This is a genomic window from Cupriavidus sp. GW821-FHT07C08, assembly GCF_059419025.1.
The window spans coordinates 550567-573407 of the sequence record NZ_JBWKQZ010000001.1 but is presented as its reverse complement, the minus strand read 5'-3'; the positions used below and the strand labels follow the sequence as shown (position 1 = coordinate 573407).

The window sequence follows — 22841 nt, the reverse complement described above, 5'->3', positions numbered from 1 at the left end:
CAGAAAAAATTGAATCAGAACAACTATCCGATCCCCAGCCGGGAAGAAATCCTGGGCGTGTTGAGAACGTCGGGATCCCCCCAGTCGGCCGGCGATATTGCCAAGGCCCTCTCCGTCACGCGCAAAGAGCATGACGGTTTCCAGAAGCGCCTGGCGGCCATGGAGCGCGACGGCCAGATCGAGCTGAACCGCAAGGGTCGCTATGAGCTGGCCCATCAGCCGAACTTCGTCACCGGCCGGGTGCAGGGCCACCGCGACGGCTTTGGCTTCCTGATCCGCGACGACGGCGAAGACGACATCTTCCTGCCCGAGCGCGAACTGCAGAAGGCCATGCACAACGACCGCGCGCAGGTGCGCGTGGTCGGCTACGACCGGCGCGGGCGCCCCGAAGGGCAGATCGTCGAGATCATCGAGCGCGCCAACCGTTTTGTCATCGGCCGTCTGCTCAGTGAAGGCGGCGTGCTGGTGGTGGCGCCTGAAGACAAGCGCATCAGCCAGGACATCCTGATCCCGCCCAAGGCGCAGGGCAAGGCACGGGTGGGGCAGGTGGTCAGCGTCGAGCTGATCGAATTCCCCGACCGCTACGTGCAGCCGGTGGGCCGCGTGGTGGAGGTACTGGGCGACATCGACGATCCCGGCATGGAGATCGAGATCGCCGTGCGCAAGTATGGCGTGCCACATGCGTTTGCGCCGGCCGCCGCCCAGGAAGCCGCCGCGCTGCCCGACGAGGTGCGCCAGGCCGACCTGGACCACCGCATCGACCTGCGCGACATCCAGCTGGTGACCATCGACGGCGAAGACGCACGCGACTTCGACGATGCGGTCTATTGCGAGCCGGTCAAGATCGGCCGCGCCAAGGGCTGGCGCCTGATCGTGGCAATCGCCGATGTGTCGCACTATGTGCGCCCCGGCACGCCGCTGGACGCGGATGCGCTGGACCGGGCCACCTCGGTCTACTTCCCGCGCCGCGTGATCCCGATGCTGCCGGAGAAGTTGTCCAACGGGCTGTGCTCGCTCAATCCGCACGTGGACCGGCTGTGCATGGTGTGCGATGCCGTGATCACCGCCAAGGGCGAGCTCAAGGGCTACCAGTTCTACCCGGCCGTGATGCATTCGGCCGCGCGCCTGACCTACAACGAGGTCTGGTCGGTGCTGTCCAACACCAAGGGCCCCGAGGCGCACAAGCGCAGCGAGCTGGTGCCGCACCTGCAGAACCTGTATGAGCTGTTCCAGGTCCTGCTCAAGGCACGGCGCGCGCGCGGCGCGATCGACTTCGACACCACCGAGACCTATATCGTCTGCAACGCGCAGGGCAAGATCGAGCAGATCCTGCCGCGCACGCGCAACGACGCGCACCGGCTGATCGAGGAGTGCATGCTGACCGCCAACGTATGCGCGGCCGACTTCCTCGAACGCTTCAAGCACCCGGCGCTGTACCGCATCCACGCGGGCCCCAGCGAAGAGAAGCTGAAGAACCTGCGCGACTTCCTGCGCACCGCCGGCCTGTCGCTGGGCGGCGGCGACAAGCCGCAGGCATCGGACTACGCCGAGGTGATGGACAAGATCAAGTCCCGTCCCGACGCGCCGATGCTGCAGACCATGCTGCTGCGCTCGATGCAGCAGGCGGTCTACAGCCCGGACAATATCGGCCACTTCGGCCTGGCGTACGAGGCCTACGCGCACTTCACCAGCCCGATCCGCCGCTACCCCGACCTGCTGGTGCACCGCGCGATCAAGGCGGTGCTGGCGCATACCAAGTACCAGCCGGCGTTTGCGCACGGGACCGAGCTGAATACCGCGATCTCGCCCAAGGCGCGCCGGCTGCAGGCCAAGGACGCCGAGCAGAAGGCAGAACTGACCGCGGCGCGCGCCAAGCGCAACGAGGCCATCTGGGACGAGCTCGGCCTGCACTGCTCGGCCAATGAGCGCCGCGCGGACGAGGCTTCGCGCGATGTCGAGGCCTGGCTCAAGTGCTACTTCATGCGCGACAAGCTGGGCAGCGACTACGCCGGCACCATCAGCGCCGTGACCTCGTTCGGCATCTTCGTGCAGCTCGACGAGCTGTATGTGGAAGGCCTGGTCCACGTGACCGAGCTGGGCAGCGACTACTTCCAGTACGACGAGGCCCGCAACGAACTGCGCGGCGAGCGCACCGGCATCCGCTACCGCCTGACCGACCGCGTGCGCGTGCAGGTGTCGCGCGTGGACCTGGATGCGCGCAAGATCGACTTCCGCCTGGTGCAGGAGCCGTCGGCGAAAACCCTGCGCGCCCGCGCGGGGGGCACAGAGACCCAGCCGCGCGTGCCTGCCGCCCATGCGGTGCCGGCACGCAAGAAGGGCCGCCAGCTGGCGGCGCTGCTGGGCGGCTCGTCCAAGCCGGAAGAGTCGTTCGACGAGACGCTGGACCGCGTGATCGAGGAGCAGCCGGTGTTCGAGGCGGTGATCACGCCGCTCAGGCCGCATGTGAAGACCGGCGGCAAGCCGGCCAAGCACGCGGCCAAGCCCAAGCCCTCGCACCTGGAGAAGCCGCGCAAGCCGGCCTCCAAGTCGCACCAGGCCAAGCCGCCGGGCAAGACGCCGGCCAAGAGCCCGCGCACCCCGCGCAAGCGCTGAAGCCCGCGGCGGCCGCCATGCCGCCACCTCTCGCCCCCCGGCCGGCTGCCGGGGGCGAGAGGGCGAGTACAATCGCGCCATGGCTAAAAACAAACTCCTGATCGGCTTTCACGCCGTCACCGCACGCCTGCGCCAAGATGCCAAGGGCGTGACCGATGTCTATATCGAATCCGCCCGCCGCGACCGGCGCATGCAGGACTTCGTGCGCCTGGCCGAAAGCCTGGGCGTGCGCCTGCACCCGGTCGATGCCGAGCGCCTGCGCGGCATGGCCGGCACCGACCGCCACCAGGGCGTGGTGGCACGTGCCGAAGACGTGGCACTGGCGCTGAACCTGGATGAACTGCTCGACGGCATCGAAGGCACGCCGCTGCTGCTGGTGCTTGACGGCGTCACCGACCCCCACAACCTGGGCGCCTGCCTGCGCGTGGCCGACGGCGCCGGCGCGCATGCCGTGATCGCCCCCAAGGACCGCAGCGTCGGCCTCAATACCACCGTGGCCAAGGTCGCCAGCGGCGCCGCCGAGACCGTGCCCTATATCACCGTCACCAACCTGGCCCGCACCCTGCGTGAACTGCAGGAACGCGGCATCTGGGTCATCGGCACCGCCGACGGCACCGAGAAGTCGCTGTATGACATCGACTTCAAGGGCCCGACCGCGATCGTGATGGGCGCCGAAGGCGAGGGCATGCGCCGCCTCACGCGCGAAACCTGCGACGAGCTGGTCGGCATCCCGATGGCGGGTGGCGTGGGAAGCCTGAACGTCTCGGTCGCCAGCGGTGTATGCCTGTACGAAGCCGTGCGCCAGCGGCGCCTGCCGCGATAAGTCCATGGCCGCTGATTCCGGTCTCCTTGAAATGCCGGGGCTTGAGGAAGCACGCCGGCTGATCGCGGCCGCCGGCAATATCTTCGTGCTGACCGGCGCCGGCATTTCCGCCGAATCCGGCGTGCCGACCTTCCGCGACGCGATGACCGGGCTGTGGGAACAGTTCGACCCGGAAGAGCTGGCCAGCGAGGACGCCTACCGCCGCCAGCCTGCGCTGGTCTGGGAGTGGTACCTGCACCGGCGCGAGCTGGTCGCAGCCGTGCATCCCAACCCGGCGCACCATGCGCTGGTCGCGCTGGCTGCGCAGAAACCTTTCACGCTGGTCACGCAGAACGTTGACGGCCTGCACCAGCGCGCCGGCAGCGCGGGCGTGATCGAACTGCACGGGAACCTGTTCGCCAACAAATGGCTGGACGGGTGCGGGCGCTGCAACGAGGCGACCGCGCTGCCCGGCATGCCGCCGCGCTGCAACCTGTGCGGCGCGCTGATGCGTCCGGGCGTGGTGTGGTTCGGTGAGGACCTGCCGCGCGTGGCGCGCTACCGCGCCGAGCATGCGGCGCAGCACTGCGACCTGTGCCTGGTGGTCGGCACCTCGGGGCTGGTCTATCCGGCGGCGGGGCTGCCGGGCCTGGCGCGCGAGCATGGCGCGCCGGTGATCGTGGTCAATCCGCAGCCTTCGGCGCTGGACCAGACCGCGGATATCGTGCTGTCCGCCGCGGCGGGCGCCTGCTTGCCGCTGCTGTGGCCGCAGCTGGCTCCGGCGGCCGGCTGAGCCTGTATCCGGGCCTTGCGGCCCGGACCTGCGCTTACTTTGCGATCTCGCCGATCAGCTTTTCCAGCTTGACTGCATCCGCCGCAAACAGGCGGATGCCTTCGGCCAGCTTTTCCGTCGCCATCGCATCCTCATTCAGCTGCCAGCGGAAGGACGCCTCGTCGGCCGCGATGCGGGCGATATTGGCGGCCTGGGCTTGGTCCACCGACAGCTTGTGCGTCACCGGGCCCTGGCCGGCGGCCAGCTGCTCGAGCAGCTCGGGGCTGATGGTCAGCAGGTCGCAGCCGGCCAGCGACAGGATCTGCGCGGTGCTGCGGAAGCTGGCGCCCATCACCTCGGTCGGGTAGCCGAACTTCTTGTAGTAGTCGTAGATCTGGCGCACCGAGCGCACGCCGGGGTCGTTGTCGCCGCCGTTGGCGGCCGCGTCCCATTGCTCGCCGGCCTGTTTCTTGTACCAGTCGAAGATGCGGCCGACGAAGGGCGAGATCAGCTGCGCGCCGGCCTCGGCGCACGCCACCGCCTGCACCAGCGAGAACAGCAGCGTCATGTTGCAGCGGATGCCGTCGCGCTGCAGGATCTCGGCCGCGCGGATGCCTTCCCAGGTGGAGGCGATCTTGATCAGCACGCGCTCGCGCGCGATGCCGCGCTGCTCGTACAGCTGGATCAGGTGGCGCGCCTTGGCCACGCTGGCCTCGGTGTCGAAGGACAGGCGCGCATCGACTTCGGTCGACACGCGGCCCGGCACGATCGCCAGGATCTCGCAGCCGAAGGCGATCAGCACTTCGTCCATCACCGCATCGACGCCGCCGTTGCCGTGGTGGTCCTGCACCGCCTTCTCCAGCAGATGGCGGTATTCGGGTTTCTGCACGGCCTTCAGGATCAGCGACGGATTGGTGGTCGCGTCCTGCGGGGTGTACTGCTTCATCAGCTGGAAGTCGCCGGTATCGGCCACCACCGTGGTGAACTGCCTGAGTTGTTCGAGCTGGTTCATGGTCGCTAGTTGGTCTGCTTGAGCGTCTGCAAAATCATTCGCGGGCATCAGGGGTGCGCGTACGGCACCCGGTCCGGTCCATTGTACCGTCGCCCGCGTGACCTGCCGCCGCAATCCGCTACACTACGCGTTTCCCCCAACGCAATCTGGCTGTTGTCATGACTCAGGATGAACTCAAGGCGCTGGTCGCGCAAGCTGCCGCCGACTACGTGAAGCACGAAGTGCCCGAAGGAGCAGTGCTCGGCGTGGGCACTGGCTCCACCGCCAATCTCTTCATTGACGCCGTGGCGGCATTCAAGGAGCGCTTCGCCGGTGCGGTGTCGAGTTCCGAGGCGTCCACGCGCCGCCTGCAGCAGCACGGCTTCAAGGTGCTGGACCTGAACGAGGTCGACGAGATCCCGGTGTATGTCGACGGCGCCGACGAGATCGACGCCAGCGGCGCCATGATCAAGGGCGGCGGCGGGGCGCTCACGCGCGAGAAGATCGTGGCCTCGGTCGCGAAGCGCTTTGTCTGCATCGCCGACGGCAGCAAGCTGGTCCAGACCATGGGCACCTTCCCGCTGCCGGTCGAGGTGATCCCGATGGCACGTGCCGCGGTGGCGCGCAAGCTGCAGGCCCTGGGTGGCCAGCCGCGCCTGCGCATGACCAAGGAAGGCGGCATCTACAAGACCGACAACGGCAATGTGATCCTGGACGTGGTCGGCCTGAAGATCGACGATCCGCGCGGCCTGGAGCAGGCCGTCAACCAGGTGCCGGGCGTGGTCACCGTGGGCCTGTTCGCGCTGCGCGGCGCGGATGTGCTGCTGCTGGGCACCGGCGACGGCGTGCAGCGCACGGACTACTGAGCAAGGTCGCTCGCTACCAAGCAAAAAGGGGTGCCTGAGGCACCCCTTTTTTCATTGGCCGGTCCGGTTCACGACTGCGGCGGCACGTAGCCCTGGGCCTGGTCGGCGCCTTCACCGAAGAAGTACTTCTCGGTCTGCTTGAGCAGGTACTGGCGCGCGCGCGCATCGGCCATGTTCAGGCGGTTTTCGTTGATCAGCATGGTCTGGTGCTTGAGCCAGCCAGCCCAGGCTTCCTTCGACACGCTTTGCCAGATCTTCTTGCCCAGTTCGCCGGGCAGCGGCGGGAAGTCGAGGCCTTCGGCTTCCTTGTTCAGCTTGATGCATTGGACCATGCGGGCCATGGGGACTCCTTGGTTTGTTTGTCAGGTGCTGAGGCGCTGGCGCTATTGTAGCCAAGCGGGGCCGCCAGCCGCGGCGCGGCGGCGATTGCCCCTATGACTTCACAGCTTTTTCATCAGCACCATGGACTTGCGCTGCCAGTTGTAGAGCTTGCGCTTGTCCTCGGGCAGGTCGTCGACGTTGGCGTGGACGAAACCGCGCTTCAGGAACCAGTGTTCGGTGCGGGTGGTGAGCACAAACAGCTTCTCCAGGCCGAGCGCGCGGGCGCGGCGCTCGATGCGCTTGAGCAGGCGCTCGCCGTCGCCGGTGCCCTGGGCTTCCTGCGATACCGTCAGGCAGGCCATCTCGCCCATGTTCTCGCGCGGGTAGTCGTAGAGCGCCGCGCAGCCGAACAGCACGCCGTCGTGCTCGATCACCGAGAAGTTGGAGATATCGCGCTCGATCAGGTGGCGTCCCCGCGGCACCAGCGTGCCGTCCTGCTCCAGCGGGGCGATCAGCTGGACGATGCCGCCGACGTCGTCGAGGGTGGCTTCGCGCAGGCTTTCCAGGTCGGTGTCGGACAGCATGGTGCCGACGCCGTCGTGCAGGAACAGTTCCAGCAGCACCGCGCCGTCGAGCGAATAGGGGATCAGGTGCGCACGCGGCACGCCGCCCTTGAGCGCCTTGACCAGGTGCTGCAGGTAGTTGGCCACGTCCGGCGGCAGGTGCTTGTTCTGCAGGCGCTCCACCGCGGTGCGCAGCGACATTTCCTGCATCATCTTGCCGACCGGGTCGGGCACGCCCGGCACCTCGGTGATGAAGATCAGCTTGTCGGCCTTGAGCGCGGTGGCCGTAGCGCTGGCCACGTCTTCCATCGACAGGTTGAAGGCCTGGCCGGTGGGCGAGAAGCCCAGCGGCGACAGCAGCACCACCTTGCCGTGCGACAGCGACATGCGCACGGACTCGGCGTCGATCTTGCGCACCAGGCCGGTGTGCTGGTAGTCGGTGCCGTTGACGATGCCGACCGGGCGGGCAGTCACGAAGTTGCCGGAGATCACCGACAGCTGGGCGCCGGCCATCGGCGTATTGGGCAGGCCCTGGCTGAAGGCGGCCTCGATGTCCAGGCGCAGTTCGCCGGCGGCCTCCTTGGCGCATTCGAGCGCGGCGTTGTCGGTGACGCGCACGCCATCGACGAACTGTGACTCGACATGGCGCAGCGCCAGCTGTTCTTCCACCTGCGGGCGCGAGCCGTGCACCAGCACGATCTGCATGCCCATGGCGTGCAGCAGCGCGACATCGTTGACCAGCGCATTGAGCACGCCCGACTTGACCAGCTCGCCGGCGAAGGCGATCACAAAGGTCTTGCCGCGGAAGGCATGGATATACGGCGCCACCATGCGCAGCCAGTCGACGAACTGCTGGTGGTCGGGGCCGCTGCGCTCGGGCTCGGCCGCCGTGGGCGCCGGGGCGGCGGGCACGGGGGAGGCCGGGGCAGGCGCGGGGAATTCAGCCGCAGGCGGCTCCGCCGGCACGGGGGCGGCGGGCGAGGAGGCAGGCGCCGTCTGCGGCGCGTCGGTTCTGGCGTTCATCCCGCGGATTATAATCCCGGCCAATGTCAGAACAACGCCCCGTCAAGCCTAAACCACCCGCCGCGCCGAGCCAGCGTGCCGGTGCCGGTCAGTCCGCCTCCCCAACCCAGTCCCGGCCGGCCCCAGGCCCGGTCAGGAAGCCGGACGTCCGTCCGCAGCCAGCCGCTGCCCGGCCGGCCGGTGAGGCCGGGCAGCGCCCGCCACGCGGTCCCCGCGAGCCGCGGCCACCGCGTGCGCCAAGGCCGGTCAACCCGCTGCCGCCCATCACCTTCCCGGAGGCCCTGCCGGTCTCCGGCCGCCGCGACGAGATTGCCGCGGCGCTGCTGGCCAACCAGGTGGTGATCGTCTCGGGCGAGACCGGCTCGGGAAAGACCACCCAGCTGCCCAAGATCTGCCTGTCGATCGGGCGCGGCCCGGGGCGCGAGGGTGGGGGGCTGATCGGCCACACCCAGCCGCGGCGCATCGCCGCGACCTCGACCGCCAAGCGCATCGCGCAGGAAATCGGCACGCCGCTGGGCGAGCACGTGGGCTACCAGGTGCGTTTCAACGACACCATGTCGTCGGGGGCGTCGGTCAAGCTGATGACCGACGGCATCCTGCTGGCCGAGACCCAGAACGATCCGCTGCTGCGCGCCTACGACACGCTGATCATCGATGAGGCGCACGAGCGCAGCCTGAACATCGACTTCCTGATCGGCTACCTGCGCCAGATCCTGCCAAAGCGGCCGGACCTGAAGGTGATCATCACCTCGGCCACCATCGATGCCCAGCGCTTTGCCCAGCATTTCGCCTCGGGCGACAAGCCGGCGCCGGTGATCGAGGTCAGCGGCCGCTTGTACCCGGTGGAAGTGCGCTACCGTCCGATCACCGAGGACGTGCCCGCGGGCGCGCAGCGCAGCCCGCAGGCGCGCGAGCGCGACCTGTACGATGGCATTGTCGAGGCCGTCGACGAGCTGTGCCGAGTCGGCCCCGGCGATGTGCTGGTCTTCCTGCCCGGCGAGCGCGAGATCCGCGAAGCCGCCGAGGCGCTGCGCAAGCACCACCCGCCGCATACCGAGATCCTGCCGCTGTTTGCGCGGCTGTCGGTGCAGGAGCAGGAGCGGGTGTTCAAGCCGTCCAACGCACGGCGCATCGTGCTGGCGACCAACGTCGCTGAAACCTCGCTGACGGTGCCGGGCATCCGCTATGTGGTCGATACCGGGCTGGCGCGGGTCAAGCGCTACTCATACCGCAACAAGGTCGAGCAACTGCAGGTCGAGTCAATCTCGCAGGCCGCCGCCAACCAGCGCGCCGGCCGTTGCGGCCGGGTTGCCAACGGCGTTTGCATCCGGCTGTATGAGGAGTCCGATTTCACGGGCCGCCCGCGCTTTACCGACCCCGAGATCCTGCGCTCGTCGCTGGCCGCGGTGATCCTGCGCATGAAGGCGCTGCGGCTGACCGAGATCGAGTCGTTTCCGTTTATCGAGCCGCCGCTGGGCCGCGCCGTGGCCGACGGCTACCAGCTGCTGCAGGAACTGGGCGCGGTCGACGACGCCAACCAGCTGACCGGCACCGGGCGCCAGCTGGCCAAGCTGCCGCTGGACCCGCGCGTGGCGCGCATGATCCTGGCCGCGCGCGAGCACCAGTGCCTGCGCGAGGTGCTGGTCATCGCCAGCGCGCTGTCGGTGCAGGACCCGCGCGACCGCCCGCAGGAGGCGCAGGAAGCCGCCGACCAGGCGCATCGCAAGTTCATGGACGAGAAGTCCGAGTTCCTGGGCTGGGTCAGGCTGTGGAAGTGGTTCGAGGACGCGGTCGCGCACAAGAAGTCCAACCGTCAGCTGCAGGACCAGTGCCGCGCCCACTTCCTGTCGCACCTGCGGCTGCGCGAGTGGCGCGACGTGCATTCGCAACTGCTGACCACGGTGACCGAGCAGGGCTGGCGCCTGAACGACAGCGAGCCCACCTATGAGCAGGTGCACAAGGCGCTGCTGACCGGCCTGCTGGGCAATGTCGGCTGCCGCATCGAGGATGGCGACGGCAAGGGCCGCGAATACCTGGGCGCGCGCGGCATCAAGTTCCACCTGTGGCCGGGCTCGCTGATCGCGCGCAAGGTCGGGCGCTGGATTGTCGCGGCCGAGCTGGTCGAGACCAGCCGGCTGTTCGCGCGCACGCTGGCGCGCATCGAGCCGGAATGGCTGGAACAGGTGGGCCGCCACCTGCTCAAGGTCAGCTGGAGCGATCCGCACTGGGAAAAGAAGGCGGGCCAGGTGCTGGCGCTGGAGCGCGCCACGCTGTACGGGCTGGTGGTCTACCAGCACCGCCGCGTGCACTACGGCCCGATGAACCCGCAGGAAGCGCGCGAGATCTTTATCCGCCGCGCGCTGGTCGAGGGCGAGTTCGATACGCGCCTGCCGTTCTATGCGCACAACCAGCGCCTGGTGCGCGAGATCGAGAACCTCGAGCACAAGTCGCGCCGCCAGGACGTGCTGGTCGACGACGAACTGATCTACGCCTTCTACGATCGCGCGATTCCCGCCGACATCTGCCAGCAGGCCACCTTCGAGCAGTGGTACCAGGCCGAGAGCGCCAGGGACCGCAAGCTGCTGTACCTGAACCGCGACGAGCTGATGCGGCACGAGGCGGCCGGCATCACCACCGACCTGTTCCCCAAGGCCATGAACGTGGCCGGGGTGGACATGGGGCTGACTTACCACTTCGAGCCAGGCAGCCACCGCGACGGCGTGACCCTGACCGTGCCGCTATACGCACTCAACCAGGTGCGCCAGGAGCGCGCAGACTGGCTGGTGCCGGGCATGATCAGGGAGAAGGTGCACCTGCTGCTCAAGTCGCTGCCGCAGAAGCTGCGCCGCCACTGCGTGCCGCTGCCGGAGTATGCCGCGGGCTTTGTCGCGCGCCAGCCGCTTGGCGAGGGCGAGCTGCTGGATGTGCTGATCGCCGATATCCGCGAGCAGACCGGCACCATGGTCAAGCGGGCCGACTTCAAGCTGGAAACGCTGCCCGCGCACCATACGATGAACTTCAAGGTGGTCGACGAGCACGGCCGCCAGCTTGAGATGGGCCGCAACCTGGCCCAGTTGCGTGCCGAGCTGGGCGGGCAGGCGCAGCAGTCGTTCCAGCGGGTGGCCGCGCAAGCCGCGGCACAGGCGGCAACCCTGGCCCCCGAGCAGGCGGCGCCGCTGGCCGCGGCCGAGCCCGGCAAGTACGAGGGCCTGACCGGGTGGACCTTCGGCGAGCTGCCCGAGCTGCTGGAGATCCGCAAGGGCAGCCAGACCCTGTTCGGCTATCCCGCGCTGGTCGACCGCGGCACGCACTGCGACGTGGAAGTCTTCGACGACCCGCAGGAAGCCGCACGCGTCCACCACCTGGGGCTGCGCCGGCTGTTTGCGCTGCAGCTGCGCGAGCAGGTCAAGTTCATCGAGAAGAACATCCCGGGCCTGCAGCAGATGGCGATGCAGTACATGACGCTGGGCACGCAGGAGATGCTGCGCGAGCAGATCGTGATGCTGGCGCTGGAGCGTGCCTGCATGCAGGCGCCGCTGCCGCGCAACGAGGCCGAGTTCAATGCGCGCAAGGACGAGGGCCGCACCCGGCTGTCGCTGCTGGCGCAGGAGATCGCGCGGCTGGTGGGGACCATCCTGGCCGAGTACGCCGGGCTGCCGCGCAAGCTGCTGCAGGCCAAGCCGTTCGCCGGGCCCCATGCGGACATGGAGGCGCAGCTCGGGCGGCTGATGGGCAAGCGCTTTGTCGACGAGACCCCGTACACGCAGCTGGTCCATTTCCCGCGCTACCTGAAGGGCATCGCCATGCGGGTGGACAAGCTCAAGGGCGACCCGGCGCGCGACACGCAGCGCACGCAGGAGATGGCGCCGCTGGTGCAGCAGTGGCAGCGGGCCGAAAAGCAGCTGCGCACCCAGGGCCGCGGCGGCGAGGACGCGCGGCTGGACGAATTCCGCTGGATGCTGGAGGAACTGCGCATCGCGCTGTTCGCCCAGGAGCTGCGCACGCCGGTGCCGATGTCAGTCAAGCGGCTGCAGAAAGTGTGGGAATCGATGCAGCGCTGAGCGCCGGCGCGGGGCGGAATGCCGGCGCGAACCGCAAATGGTCGCTCCGGCGCAACAATCTGCCAAAATCTTGATGGGCATCAGTCGCGACGTCAGCGGATTCTCATGCTCAACCGTTAGAATCGCCGGTTCAGTCTTCTTCTGGCAGGTCTTATGTTTGCGCTGCGGTTCGCATTGCGTCGTGTTGTAGCTGGTGGTTTCACGGTGGGCGCCCTGGCGCTGGGCCTGCTGGCCGCACCGGCATCGGCGGAAGTGGTAGTGATTCTGAATTCGGGTGATGCAACCGTCACGCTGATCGACAAGGATACCCAGAAGGTGCTGGAGACCTTCCCGATCGGCAAGGAACCGCACCACCTGATCGCCACGCCGGACGACAAGTCGCTGATCATTGCCAACGCGGTCGGCAACGACCTGGTGTTCCTGGACCCGGTCTCGGGCAAGGTCCAGCAGCGCGTGCCCAATGTCGACGACCCGTACCAGATCGGCTTCTCGCCGGATCAGAAGTGGTTTGTCGCCACCGGCAACCGGCTCGACCGTGTCGACCTCTACCGCTGGGACGGCAAGGCGCTGAAGCTGGCCAAGCAGTTCCCGCTGGCCAAGACCCCGAGCCATATCGCCTTTACCGCCGACAGCCGCATCGCCTTCATCACGCTGCAGGACTCCAATGAGGTGGTAGCCATCGACCTGGTCACGCAGAACGTGATGTGGCGCATGGAAACCGGCTCGGCGCCGGCGGGCATCTGGGTCACGCCGGACCAGAAATACCTGCTGGTCGGCATGACCGGGGCCGACTACGTGGCCGTGATCGACTGGCGCACGCGCACGGTGGTCAAGCAGATCCAGACCGGCAAGGGCGCGCACAACTTCCGCGCGGTCGGCGACAAGCGCCATCTGTTCCTGAGCAACCGGGTTACCGGCAGCATCAGCATCATCGACCAGCAGACGCTGACCAAGGTCGGCGACATCACCGGCCTGCCGCCGGGCCCGGACGACATGGAGCTGACCGCCGACGGCAAGACGCTGTGGGTAACCTTCCGCTGGGCGCGCTCGGTCGGCCTGGTCGACGTGGCCAGCCGCAAGCTGGTCAAGACCGTGCGCGTTGGGCGCTCGCCGCACGGCATCTATTTCCGCACGCGCGCGCCGCTGTATTGACCAGGCAGGGCAGGGACCATGGACGACACCAGGGCATCGCGATCAGGACGGCTGGGCAAGCTGCTGGCCGCGCTGGCGCTTGCCTGCGGCCTGCCGTCCGCGCTGCAGGCGGCTGATGCCGCCCAGCCTGCCGCCAAGGCGTGCCCGGCCGGCACGCTCTACCTGACCTTCGACACCGGCAGCATGAGCCAGGCGCAGCTGATCGCCGACACGCTGCGCCGCCACCATATCCGCGCCACCTTCTTCCTGGCCAATGAGCCGACCGTGCGCCAGGACAGCTCGCTGGCCCCAGCCTGGGCGCCATACTGGAAGGCGCTGGTGGCCGACGGCCACGCCTTCGGCACGCATACCTTCGACCATGTCTACCTGCGCAGCGTGCGCGCCGGCCATGTGACCATGCGGCCGCAGTTCGGCGCGCGGGCGGGCAAGGACATGGCCATGGACGCGGCCGGCTTCTGCCAGGAGCTGCGGCGCAGCGCCGACGCTTTCCATGGCATGACCGGCGCCGACATGGTGCCGCTGTGGCGCGCCCCGGGCGGGCGCACCGCGCCGCAGACGGTGCAATGGGCCGAACAGTGCGGCTTCCGCCACGTCGGCTGGGCGCCGGCGGGGTTCCTGGGCGATGAGCTGTCGTCCGACCGCTATCCCAACGCGGCGCTGCTGGAGCGCGCGCTGGCCAACCTGCGCGACGGCGATATCACCATGGCGCACCTGGGTATCTGGTCGCGCAAGGATCCGTGGGCGCCTGGCGTGCTGGAGCCGCTGCTCGCCGGTCTTGAGCGCAAGGGATTCTGTTTCGCGACGCTGCGCGAGCACCCGGCCTACCGCGACTGGGTCGCCAGGCCGCAGGCGGTGGGACAAAAGGAGGGCAGGCGGTAATGTGGGAGACGCTGAACGGCTGGATCGGCCAGGTTGAGGGCACGCTGTTCCAGGACGTGGTGCTGCCCGTGGTCTACGACCTCGGGTTTGGCCGCTATGCCGAGGAAGCCTTCACCGGCACCGAATGGCTGCTGGTGGGCCTGGTGCAGATCGTGGTGATGGCATTGATCCTGGGGCCGCTGGAGAAATGGCGCCCGGTCGAGCCGGTATCCGACCGCGCCGCCATCCGCACTGATATCTTCTACACGGTGATCCACCGGCTCGGGCTGTTCCGGCTGGCCATGTTCTTCCTGCTGGCGCCGTTGACCGACGCCCTGGAAGGCGACCTGCGGCTGATGGGCTGGCACCGCATCAATGTGGAAGACTGGTGGCCGGGCGTGACCTCGGTGCCGCTGGTCAGCTTCTTTGTCTACCTGCTGCTGTTCGACATCCTCGACTACTGGTACCACCGGCTGTCGCATTCGTTCCGCTGGTGGTGGCACCTGCATGCGGTGCACCACAGCCAGCGCCAGATGACGCTGTGGAGCGACAACCGCAACCACCTGCTGGACGACATGCTGCGCGACCTGGTGTTCGCGCTGGTGGCGCTGGGCGTGGGCGTGGAACCGTCGCAGTACGTGCTGCTGGTGGCGTTGTCGCAGCTGCTGCAGAGCCTGCAGCATGCCAATGTGCGGCTGAACTTCGGCGCCATCGGCGAGCGGCTGCTGATCTCGCCGCGCTTTCACCGCACCCACCACGCCGTGGGCATCGGCCATGAGGCCGAAGGCGCACCGTCCAGGCTGGGCGGCTGCAACTACGGCGTGATCTTCCCGTGGTGGGACATGCTGTTCGGCACCGCGGTCTTCACCGAGACCTACCACCCGACCGGCATCCGCGACCAGCTGCCGCCGCCGCTGGGCAAAGGCCACGACTACGGCGCGGGCTTCCTGGCGCACCAGTGGTACGGCGTCAAGCGGCTGCTGCGGCTGCGCTGAACCAGCGGGTCTGGAGGCAGTCCGCCGCGGCGGCAAGTGGCGTATGCTAGTGTCCCGGGTTGCCGCCGGTCCGGCCCAGTCGGACTTCTGCCGCGCCCGGCGCCTTTCCTCCTGTTTGCCTTCGACTGCATGAACGATATCTTCCGCTCGTTTGGCCGCGCGCTGATCAGCCAGCTGCATCCCCGCATGCTGATGCTGACCGTGCTGCCTTTCGTCCTGGCCACGCTGCTGTGGGGCGGCCTGCTCTGGTGGGGCTGGGACCCCATCATGGGTGCCACGCGCAGCTTCCTGGAAACCTCCATCCTGACCAGCTGGATCTACAGCGCGCTCGACTGGTTCGGCCTGCAATCGATGCGCACCATCGTGGCGCCGCTGTTCGTGGCGGCGCTGGCGATCCCGCTGGTGATTGCCTCGATGCTGATGTTTATCGGCGTGTTCTCGGTGCCGGCGGTGGTGCGCCACCTGGAGCGCAGCTACCCGGACCTGGCCAAGGCCCATGGCGGCAGCATCCTGGGCAGCGTGTTCCAGTCGCTGGGCAGCACGCTGGTGTTCCTGGTGCTGGTGCTGGTGACGCTGCCGCTGTGGCTGATCCCGCCGTTCTTTGCGCTGATCCCGCCGGTGCTGTGGGGCTGGCTGACCTACCGCGTGATGACCTATGACGCGCTCGCCGACCACGCCAGCGCCGAAGAGCGCAAGACGCTGGTGCGCCGTCATCGCACGCCGCTGCTGGTGATCGGGGTCGCGGTCGGGCTGCTGGGCTCGGCGCCGACGCTGCTGTGGGTGTCGTCGGCGGCGGTGATCTTCCTGTTCCCGTTCGTGCTGGCCGGCACGCTGTGGCTCTATGTGCTGATCTTTATCTTCTCGGCGCTGTGGTTCGGCCATTTCTGCCTGCGCGCGCTGGCGCAGCTGCGTGCCGAGCGCGCGGCGGTGCCGGCCCAGCCGCCGGCGCCTCAGCCGGACAAGCCGGCGCTTGACGGCGACGTCATCGACCTGGCGCCGACCGACGTGCGCCGCATCGAAAATTCCTGAAGCGAGGGCAATATGGGTTTTGGCCTGATCGTCATTGGCGACGAGATCCTGTCGGGGCGGCGTGAAGACAAGCATCTGCGCCGCAGCATCGAACTGCTGGGCGCGCGCGGCCTGGCGCTGGACTGGGCCGAATACGTCGGCGACGACCGCGCCCGCATCACCGCCACGCTGCGGCGCACGCTGGCCGGCCCGGACGTGGTGTTCTGCACCGGCGGCATCGGCGCCACGCCGGACGATCACACCCGCCAGTGCGTGGCCGCCGCGCTGGGCGTGCCGCTGGTGCTGCATCCCGAGGCGCGCGAGCTGATCGCGCTGCGCATTGCCGAGACCGCCGGCGGCGACCCGGTCAAGGCCGACCTGAACCTGCCGGAAAACCAGCACCGCTTCAAGATGGGCGAGTTCCCCGAGGGCGCGCGCATCATCCCCAACAGCTACAACCGCATCCCGGGCTTTTCGGTCGGTCACCACCACTTCATGCCGGGTTTCCCGGTGATGGCATGGCCGATGATGGAATGGGTGCTGGACCACGACTATGCGCACCTGTTCCACCAGGTGCAGCAGCAGGAGCGGGCCTTCTACGTGTTCGAAGCGCCGGAGTCCACGCTGACGCCGCTGATGGAGAAGGTCGAAGCGGCGCATCCGGGCATCCGCGTGTTCAGCCTGCCGTCGGTCGGCGACGTGCAGCGCGGCGACCGCTTCGCGCGCCGCCATATCGACCTGGGGGTCAAGGGCCCGGCCGATCTGCTGGCGCCGGCCTACGCGATGCTGCTCGAAGGCGTGCAGGCGATGGGGTTCGAGACCGTGGAACAGCCGCCGCGCGAAGCGGCGCGGGCTTAAGGCGCCACGGGTCGCAAAAAGAAGAAGGGGCAGCCTTGGCTGCCCCTTCTCTCATTCTGGCCCGACCGCGATCAGGCGCCGTGCCACGGCAGTCCGCGCACGCACCAGCCTTCAACAGTCTTGCGGTGGTGGTGGTCGTCGCGGTTGCCCTCGAAGCCTTCCAGCACGTCCATGGCGAAGTGATAGCCGGCTTCGGTGGCCACGCGCGCGGCGTGCTTGGAGCGCGCCGCGCTGCGGCACAGGAACAGCACCGGCACGTCGGCCGGCACGCGTGCCCTCAGCTCTTCGAGAAAGCGGGCATTCTGCGCGCCGCCTGGATAGGACATCCATTCGACGTGGGCGAACTGCGCGTCCGGCACATCAACGCCACCGACCCAGTCCAGCTCGGCCTGGGTGCGCACGTCGACCAGCACGGCGGAAGGATCGTTCTGCAGCAGCGCAAAGGCTTCCTGCGGCGACAGCGCGCCGAAATACGGGAGCTGGTTCTGTTGCTGGCGCTGGCGGGCGGCCTGGAGGAGATCGTCTCGAGTGGTCATCTGCGTGACAAATTTGAGGAATGAAATGGGGGCGGCAAGACCGCAACGTACTATTCTATAGCGCCGGGCCGGTTCGAAACCTGATTGCCGGCTGTCGGGGCACCGGGTGACTCTTTTTGGTGCATCCGCACTGTTACAGTGCGGAGTCTTGCTGAATGCACCATTGTGGTGTTTTATTAGGGGGCGCTACGCCAGAGTGCGTGTAACCGGTGCGCCACTCGGCAGCGGAGCAGCTGCTTGCATGGCCGGACACTGACGCCGCCGCGGTGCGCGGGTTCGCCGACGTTGCACATTTTTCGGGCTGCCGGTGGCCGTGGGGCGTTTGCATGGCACGCTTTCTGCTAACATTCCTCGTCCTTTCGTGGCTGGTCGGGACGGCGCGGCAGAGCATGCATCGGCGCCGGTGACGACAGGCCCAAGAATTGGCTTTCTCAGACTTCCGCCGAATATCCAGGAGATTGGCATGGCCCACAGCGTTGCAGACGTGATGAAGCTTGTGAAGGAAAACGACGTCAAGTTCGTCGATTTCCGTTTCACCGATACCAAAGGCAAGGAGCAACACGTGTCCGTGCCCGTGTCGCACTTCGATGAAGACAAGTTCGAAAGCGGTCACGCCTTCGACGGTTCGTCGATCGCCGGCTGGAAGGGTATCGAAGCTTCGGACATGCTGCTGATGCCCGATTCGAACACGGCCCACATCGACCCGTTCTACGAAGAGCCGACGCTGGTGCTGTCCTGCGACGTGGTCGAGCCGTCGGACGGCAAGGGCTATGACCGCGACCCGCGTTCCATCGCCAAGCGCGCCGAAGCCTACCTGAAGAGCACCGGCCTGGGCGACACCGCCTTCTTCGGCCCGGAACCCGAGTTCTTCATCTTCGACGGCGTGACCTGGAACGTCGACATGCAAGGCTGCTTCGTGAAGATTCACTCCGAAGAAGCCCCGTGGTCGTCGGCCAAGGAATTCGAGCACGGCAACAGCGGCCACCGTCCGGGCAAGAAGGGCGGCTACTTCCCGGTCGCCCCGATCGACACCTTCCAGGACATGCGTTCGGAAATGTGCCTGATCCTGGAATCGCTGGGCATCCCCGTTGAGGTCCACCACCACGAAGTGGCTGGCCAGGGCCAGAACGAAATCGGCACCCGTTTCAGCACGCTGGTGCAGCGCGCCGACTGGACCCAGATGCAGAAGTACGTGATCCAGAACGTCGCCCACACCTACGGCAAGACCGCCACCTTCATGCCGAAGCCGATCGTTGGCGACAACGGTTCGGGCATGCACGTGCACCAGTCCGTGTGGAAGGACGGCCAGAACCTGTTCGCGGGCAACGGCTACGCCGGCCTGTCGGAATTCGCGCTGTACTACATCGGCGGCATTATCAAGCACGCCCGCGCCCTGAACGCCATCACCAACCCGGGCACGAACTCGTACAAGCGCCTGGTGCCGGGCTTCGAGGCTCCGGTGAAGCTGGCCTACTCGGCCCGCAACCGCTCGGCTTCGATCCGCATCCCGTATGTCGCCAACCCGAAGGGCCGCCGCATCGAGACCCGCTTCCCGGATCCGCTGATGAACCCGTACCTGGGCTTCTCGGCGCTGCTGATGGCCGGCCTAGACGGCGTGATGAACAAGATCCACCCGGGCGAAGCTGCCGACAAGAACCTGTACGACCTGCCGCCGGAAGAGGATGCAAAGATCCCGACCGTGTGCTCGAGCCTGGACCAGGCGCTTGAGTACCTGGACAACGATCGCGAGTTCCTGACCCGCGGCGGCGTGTTCTCGAACTCGATGATCGATGCCTACATCGAACTGAAGATGGAAGAAGTCACGCGTTTCCGCATGACCACGCACCCGGTCGAGTTCGAAATGTACTACTCGCTGTAAGCGGCCCTTGCCCGGGAATGACGCAGGTTGTGACCGGGCAACAGTTGCACTAGAAAGGGGCGGCTTCGGCTGCCCCTTTCTGCTTTGCTCGCTAGAATGGGGAATCGTGTTCCACCCCCGTTCAAACCTAACGCCATGTTCATGGACGCCTCTTCACGCACGGCTCGCCGGACCCTGACCTTGCCCCGATCTCTGCACCAATTTCGTCTCGGATTCCCTGTTCTGGTGAGTGCCGTGGCGCTGACGCTGGGCACATGGGCCGGGCAGTCTTCCGCGCAGTCCTCGGACGTCTATGTCTGTACCGGGCCCAATGGCGTGCCCGAGTATCGCAATGGCAACGCCGGCAAGGGTTGCAAGAAGCTGAACCTGCCGGAGGTGGTGACGGTTCCGGGCGGGCGTATCGCTGCGCCGGCCAAGGGCGCTGGCAGCACGGCCGGCGCGGCGGCTGGCGGCACCAGCTTCCCGCGCGTGGACAGCGCCACGCAGAAGAGCCGCGACGGCGAGCGCCGCGCGGTGCTCGCGCAGGAGCTGCAGGCCGAAGAGGCCAAGCTGCAGGGGCTGCGTGCCGAGTACAACAACGGTCAGCCGGAGCGCCAGGGCAATGAGCGCAACTATCAGAAATACCTCGATCGCACGGCAGCGCTGCGCGACGACATCGCCCGCAGCGAGGCCAATGCGGCGTCGCTGCGGCGCGAGCTTGGCAATTTGAAGGACTAGTCTTATGCGTCGCCTGATTCGCGGAGTGTCGCGCAAGGTCAGCGGTGCCGACGGCGCCCGTGGCGAATCGCCGGCGGCCGACTCGGCACCGGCCGAAGACAGCGCCCAGGTGCTGACCATGGGCGCCGTGGCGTTTCATGCCGGCCTGGACGTGGTGGCCAACCCGGTGCTGTTGGTGCGGCAGCCGGGGCTGCGCGTGGTCTTTGCGAACCCGGCGGCTGAAGCCACCTTCGGCGTGTCGCGCAAGGGCATGGTGGAGCTGACGCTGCCTGACCTGTTCGGGCGTTCCGATGAGCTGCACAGCATGATCGACACCGTGGTCACGCGGCAGTTCGACGTGCGCCGGCAGGACCTGATCCTGCACCCGCCGCTGCAGGAGCCGGCCCATGTGCACGTGGTGATCTCCGCGCTGGAAGCAGTGGGCGACACCGTGGTGGTGGAAATCCTGCCCAACGAACAGAAGGTGCGCAGCGAACGCGAAGAGCGCATCCTGGACCTGACCTCGGCCAACAAGGAACTGATCCGTAACCTGGCCCACGAGATCAAGAACCCGCTGGGCGGCATCCGCGGCGCGGCGCAGCTGCTGGAGTTCGAACTGCCGGAGCGCTCGCTGCGCGAATACACGCAGGTCATCATCAAGGAATCGGACCGGCTGCAGACGCTGGTGGACCGGCTGCTAGAGCCGCACCGGCATCCGCATATCGTGTCCAGTCTGAATATTCACGAAGTGCTGGAGCGCGTGCGCTCGGTGGTGCTGGCGGAGTTTCCCAACGGGCTGGAGATCGTGCGCGACTACGACGCCAGCCTGCCCGAGCTGCAGGGTGACATGGAGCAACTGATCCAGGCCGTGCTCAACATCGTGCACAACGCCGCGCAGGCGCTGGCCGACCGCATGGCGCGCGGCGATGCGCAGATCGTGCTGCGCACGCGCGTGGCGCGCCAGGTCACGATTGCCAAGCGCCTGTTCAAGCTGGCATTGGACTTGCATGTCATCGACAACGGCCCGGGAATTCCCGAAGACATCCGCGAACGCATCTTCTATCCGCTGGTATCGGGCAGGGATGGCGGCAGCGGACTCGGTCTCACACTCGCTCAAACCTTCGTGCAGCAGCACGAGGGCTTGATCGAATGCGAGAGCAGGCCGGGCTGTACCGACTTCCGCATCCTGCTGCCGCTGCACTAGCTTTTGCTGGCGTCCGCGAGCATGGTGCACCCGCCGTGGCCGGGCATGCGGAAGACCAAATGACACCGAGCAGACAAGCGACGCACATGAAGCCGATCTGGATAGTCGACGACGATCAATCAATCCGCTGGGTCCTGGAAAAGGCCCTGGCCCGTGAAAGCCTGCTCTCGCGCAGCTTCACCAATGTGCGGGATGCGCTGGCCGCGCTGGAAGACGACCAGCCGCAGGTGCTGATATCGGATATCCGCATGCCCGGCGGATCGGGCCTGGACCTGCTGCAGGCCATCAAGGCGCGGCATCCGGGCCTGCCGGTCATCGTGATGACGGCCTACTCGGACCTGGACAGCGCCGTGGCCGCGTTCCAGGGCGGCGCCTTCGAATACCTGGCCAAGCCTTTCGATGTCGACAAGGCGGTCGAGCTGATCCGCCGCGCGCTGGAAGAAAGCCTGCGCGAGGAAGAATTGGACGACCGCCTGGTCGATGCGCCCGAGATCCTCGGCCAGGCGCCGGCGATGCAGGACGTATTCCGCGCCATCGGCCGGCTCTCGCAGTCCAACGTGACGGTGATGATCACCGGCGAGTCCGGCACCGGCAAGGAACTGGTCGCACGCGCGCTGCACAAGCACAGCCCGCGCGCCAACGGGCCCTTTATCGCGCTCAATACCGCAGCCATTCCCAAGGACCTGCTCGAATCCGAACTGTTCGGCCATGAGCGCGGCGCCTTCACCGGTGCGCAGACCATGCGGCGCGGCCGCTTCGAGCAGGCAGAGGGCGGCACGCTGTTCCTGGATGAAATCGGCGACATGCCGTTCGACCTGCAGACGCGCCTGCTGCGCGTGCTGTCCGATGGCAATTTCTATCGTGTCGGCGGCCACAACCCCTTGCGCGCCAATGTGCGCGTGATTGCCGCCACCCACCAGAACCTGGAGCTGCGCGTCAAGGAAGGGCTGTTCCGCGAGGACTTGTTCCACCGCCTGAACGTGATCCGGCTGCGCCTGCCGCCGCTGCGCGAACGCCCGGAGGACATCACGCTGCTGGCGCGTCATTTCCTGCAGAAGAGCGCCAAGGAACTGGGCGTCGAGCCCAAGCGCATGTCCGACGAAGCGCTGGTCTACGTCAGCACGCTGCCGTTCCCCGGCAACGTGCGCCAGCTGGAGAACCTGTGCAACTGGCTGACCGTGATGGCGCCGGCCCAGACCATCGAGGTCAAGGACCTGCCGCGCGAGATGCTGGAGGCCGGCACCAGCGAGCCGGTCAATGCGCCGCGGCCTGAGCGCGCTGCCGAAGCGCGCGCGCCCGAGTATGAAAGCGCGCCTGAGCTGGCCGACTACGGCGGGTACGCGGCGACGGTGGCAGAGGCCGACACGGCCACCGCGGTCCGGCCCGCGTCCGTGGCGACGGTGGTCCCGGCCCCGGCCTCGGCCGGCTGGGAAGGCCTGCTCGCCGGCGAGGCACGGGCGATGCTCGAAGCCGGCCAGCCGGAGGTCATGGATGTGCTGACGCGCCGCTTCGAGAAGGCGGTGCTGGAGGCCGCGCTGGGTGTCACGCGCGGGCGCCGCGTCGAGGCGGCGACCCGGCTCGGGATCGGGCGCAATACCATCACGCGCAAGCTGCAGGAGCTGGGGTTCGACTGAGCCAGGGCA

General features: G+C 67.4%; 18 protein-coding genes. 14 read left to right on the top strand and 4 right to left on the bottom strand.

Annotated elements, in window-relative coordinates; translation table 11 throughout:
- Positions 1–9 precede the first annotated feature (9 nt).
- The 3 genes from rnr to AC07UK_RS02750 all read left to right on the top strand — a co-directional run bounded on the left by rnr (position 10) and on the right by AC07UK_RS02750 (position 4208).
- On the top strand, positions 10–2613 hold the full coding sequence (gene rnr, locus AC07UK_RS02760) for a ribonuclease R (protein ID WP_436222097.1): 2604 nt from the start codon (positions 10–12) through the stop codon (positions 2611–2613).
- Positions 2614–2692: 79 nt separating this feature from the next.
- Entirely contained in the window at positions 2693–3436 is a 744-nt protein-coding gene (rlmB, locus tag AC07UK_RS02755; RefSeq protein ID WP_494685293.1) for a 23S rRNA (guanosine(2251)-2'-O)-methyltransferase RlmB, read from the top strand.
- Between the two features lie 4 nt (positions 3437–3440).
- Complete coding sequence (locus tag AC07UK_RS02750) at positions 3441–4208, top strand: SIR2 family NAD-dependent protein deacylase (protein ID WP_436222095.1); 768 nt, start codon at positions 3441–3443, stop codon at positions 4206–4208.
- Positions 4209–4242: 34 nt separating this feature from the next.
- On the opposite strand, the gene tal is transcribed toward AC07UK_RS02750, so the two are convergent.
- Positions 4243–5199 (bottom strand): transaldolase, encoded by a 957-nt coding sequence (gene tal / locus AC07UK_RS02745; protein ID WP_035816345.1) that lies wholly within the window; start codon positions 5197–5199, stop codon positions 4243–4245.
- A 158-nt stretch (positions 5200–5357) separates the two neighbouring features.
- Here tal and rpiA point away from each other — a divergent pair, with 158 nt between their 5' ends.
- Positions 5358–6044: a ribose-5-phosphate isomerase RpiA gene (gene rpiA / locus AC07UK_RS02740; protein ID WP_436222093.1), complete on the top strand. Its 687-nt coding sequence runs from the start codon at positions 5358–5360 to the stop codon at positions 6042–6044.
- A 68-nt stretch (positions 6045–6112) separates the two neighbouring features.
- Here rpiA and AC07UK_RS02735 read toward each other — a convergent pair whose 3' ends face one another.
- Together AC07UK_RS02735 and argA are read right to left on the bottom strand one after the other, a co-directional pair.
- Positions 6113–6385, bottom strand: coding sequence for an oxidative damage protection protein (locus AC07UK_RS02735; RefSeq protein WP_010809445.1), 273 nt, complete (start codon positions 6383–6385; stop codon positions 6113–6115).
- A gap of 99 nt (positions 6386–6484) precedes the next feature.
- Positions 6485–7951, bottom strand: a complete 1467-nt coding sequence (argA, locus tag AC07UK_RS02730; protein WP_436222092.1) for an amino-acid N-acetyltransferase — start codon at positions 7949–7951, stop codon at positions 6485–6487.
- A gap of 23 nt (positions 7952–7974) precedes the next feature.
- Between argA and hrpA the strand changes: the two genes are divergently transcribed.
- From hrpA to AC07UK_RS02700, 6 genes are all read left to right on the top strand, one after another.
- Positions 7975–12012 (top strand): ATP-dependent RNA helicase HrpA, encoded by a 4038-nt coding sequence (hrpA, locus tag AC07UK_RS02725; protein WP_436222091.1) that lies wholly within the window; start codon positions 7975–7977, stop codon positions 12010–12012.
- Positions 12013–12165: 153 nt separating this feature from the next.
- Positions 12166–13164: a YVTN family beta-propeller repeat protein gene (locus tag AC07UK_RS02720; protein ID WP_494685294.1), complete on the top strand. Its 999-nt coding sequence runs from the start codon at positions 12166–12168 to the stop codon at positions 13162–13164.
- An 18-nt stretch (positions 13165–13182) separates the two neighbouring features.
- On the top strand, positions 13183–14043 hold the full coding sequence (locus tag AC07UK_RS02715; RefSeq protein WP_494685295.1) for a polysaccharide deacetylase family protein: 861 nt from the start codon (positions 13183–13185) through the stop codon (positions 14041–14043).
- Positions 14043–15017 carry a sterol desaturase family protein gene (locus tag AC07UK_RS02710; protein ID WP_436222089.1) on the top strand — a complete coding sequence of 325 codons (975 nt, stop codon included), beginning with the start codon at positions 14043–14045 and terminating at the stop codon, positions 15015–15017. The genes AC07UK_RS02715 and AC07UK_RS02710 overlap by 1 nt, the downstream gene beginning before the upstream one ends.
- A gap of 129 nt (positions 15018–15146) precedes the next feature.
- Positions 15147–16046 carry an EI24 domain-containing protein gene (locus tag AC07UK_RS02705; RefSeq protein ID WP_436222088.1) on the top strand — a complete coding sequence of 300 codons (900 nt, stop codon included), beginning with the start codon at positions 15147–15149 and terminating at the stop codon, positions 16044–16046.
- A gap of 12 nt (positions 16047–16058) precedes the next feature.
- Positions 16059–16883 (top strand): competence/damage-inducible protein A, encoded by an 825-nt coding sequence (locus AC07UK_RS02700; protein WP_436222087.1) that lies wholly within the window; start codon positions 16059–16061, stop codon positions 16881–16883.
- Positions 16884–16954: 71 nt separating this feature from the next.
- On the opposite strand, the gene AC07UK_RS02695 is transcribed toward AC07UK_RS02700, so the two are convergent.
- Positions 16955–17419 carry a rhodanese-like domain-containing protein gene (locus tag AC07UK_RS02695; RefSeq protein ID WP_114132567.1) on the bottom strand — a complete coding sequence of 155 codons (465 nt, stop codon included), beginning with the start codon at positions 17417–17419 and terminating at the stop codon, positions 16955–16957.
- 463 nt (positions 17420–17882) lie between these two features.
- On the opposite strand from AC07UK_RS02695, the gene AC07UK_RS02690 reads away from it, so the two are divergent.
- From AC07UK_RS02690 to ntrC, 4 genes are all read left to right on the top strand, one after another.
- Positions 17883–19298: a 3-hydroxylaminophenol mutase gene (locus AC07UK_RS02690; RefSeq protein ID WP_010809454.1), complete on the top strand. Its 1416-nt coding sequence runs from the start codon at positions 17883–17885 to the stop codon at positions 19296–19298.
- A gap of 141 nt (positions 19299–19439) precedes the next feature.
- The gene (locus AC07UK_RS02685) at positions 19440–20015 is read left to right on the top strand and encodes a hypothetical protein (RefSeq protein WP_013957196.1); all 576 of its coding nucleotides are present in this window, start codon (positions 19440–19442) and stop codon (positions 20013–20015) included.
- A gap of 4 nt (positions 20016–20019) precedes the next feature.
- Positions 20020–21198: a nitrogen regulation protein NR(II) gene (gene glnL, locus AC07UK_RS02680; protein WP_436222086.1), complete on the top strand. Its 1179-nt coding sequence runs from the start codon at positions 20020–20022 to the stop codon at positions 21196–21198.
- Between the two features lie 86 nt (positions 21199–21284).
- Positions 21285–22832, top strand: a complete 1548-nt coding sequence (gene ntrC / locus AC07UK_RS02675) for a nitrogen regulation protein NR(I) (protein ID WP_436222085.1) — start codon at positions 21285–21287, stop codon at positions 22830–22832.
- Positions 22833–22841: the final 9 nt, after the last annotated feature.

Coding starts and splice junctions, on each gene's coding strand:
- ntrC (WP_436222085.1), top strand. CDS start 21,285: ATGAAGCCGATCTGGATAGTCGACGACGATCAATCAATCCGCTGGGTC.
- argA (WP_436222092.1), bottom strand. CDS start 7,951: ATGAACGCCAGAACCGACGCGCCGCAGACGGCGCCTGCCTCCTCGCCC.
- rlmB (WP_494685293.1), top strand. CDS start 2,693: ATGGCTAAAAACAAACTCCTGATCGGCTTTCACGCCGTCACCGCACGC.
- AC07UK_RS02715 (WP_494685295.1), top strand. CDS start 13,183: ATGGACGACACCAGGGCATCGCGATCAGGACGGCTGGGCAAGCTGCTG.
- AC07UK_RS02695 (WP_114132567.1), bottom strand. CDS start 17,419: ATGACCACTCGAGACGATCTCCTCCAGGCCGCCCGCCAGCGCCAGCAA.
- AC07UK_RS02750 (WP_436222095.1), top strand. CDS start 3,441: ATGGCCGCTGATTCCGGTCTCCTTGAAATGCCGGGGCTTGAGGAAGCA.
- AC07UK_RS02710 (WP_436222089.1), top strand. CDS start 14,043: ATGTGGGAGACGCTGAACGGCTGGATCGGCCAGGTTGAGGGCACGCTG.
- hrpA (WP_436222091.1), top strand. CDS start 7,975: ATGTCAGAACAACGCCCCGTCAAGCCTAAACCACCCGCCGCGCCGAGC.
- tal (WP_035816345.1), bottom strand. CDS start 5,199: ATGAACCAGCTCGAACAACTCAGGCAGTTCACCACGGTGGTGGCCGAT.
- AC07UK_RS02685 (WP_013957196.1), top strand. CDS start 19,440: ATGGACGCCTCTTCACGCACGGCTCGCCGGACCCTGACCTTGCCCCGA.
- glnL (WP_436222086.1), top strand. CDS start 20,020: ATGCGTCGCCTGATTCGCGGAGTGTCGCGCAAGGTCAGCGGTGCCGAC.
- AC07UK_RS02705 (WP_436222088.1), top strand. CDS start 15,147: ATGAACGATATCTTCCGCTCGTTTGGCCGCGCGCTGATCAGCCAGCTG.
- AC07UK_RS02690 (WP_010809454.1), top strand. CDS start 17,883: ATGGCCCACAGCGTTGCAGACGTGATGAAGCTTGTGAAGGAAAACGAC.
- AC07UK_RS02720 (WP_494685294.1), top strand. CDS start 12,166: ATGTTTGCGCTGCGGTTCGCATTGCGTCGTGTTGTAGCTGGTGGTTTC.
- AC07UK_RS02735 (WP_010809445.1), bottom strand. CDS start 6,385: ATGGCCCGCATGGTCCAATGCATCAAGCTGAACAAGGAAGCCGAAGGC.
- rpiA (WP_436222093.1), top strand. CDS start 5,358: ATGACTCAGGATGAACTCAAGGCGCTGGTCGCGCAAGCTGCCGCCGAC.
- AC07UK_RS02700 (WP_436222087.1), top strand. CDS start 16,059: ATGGGTTTTGGCCTGATCGTCATTGGCGACGAGATCCTGTCGGGGCGG.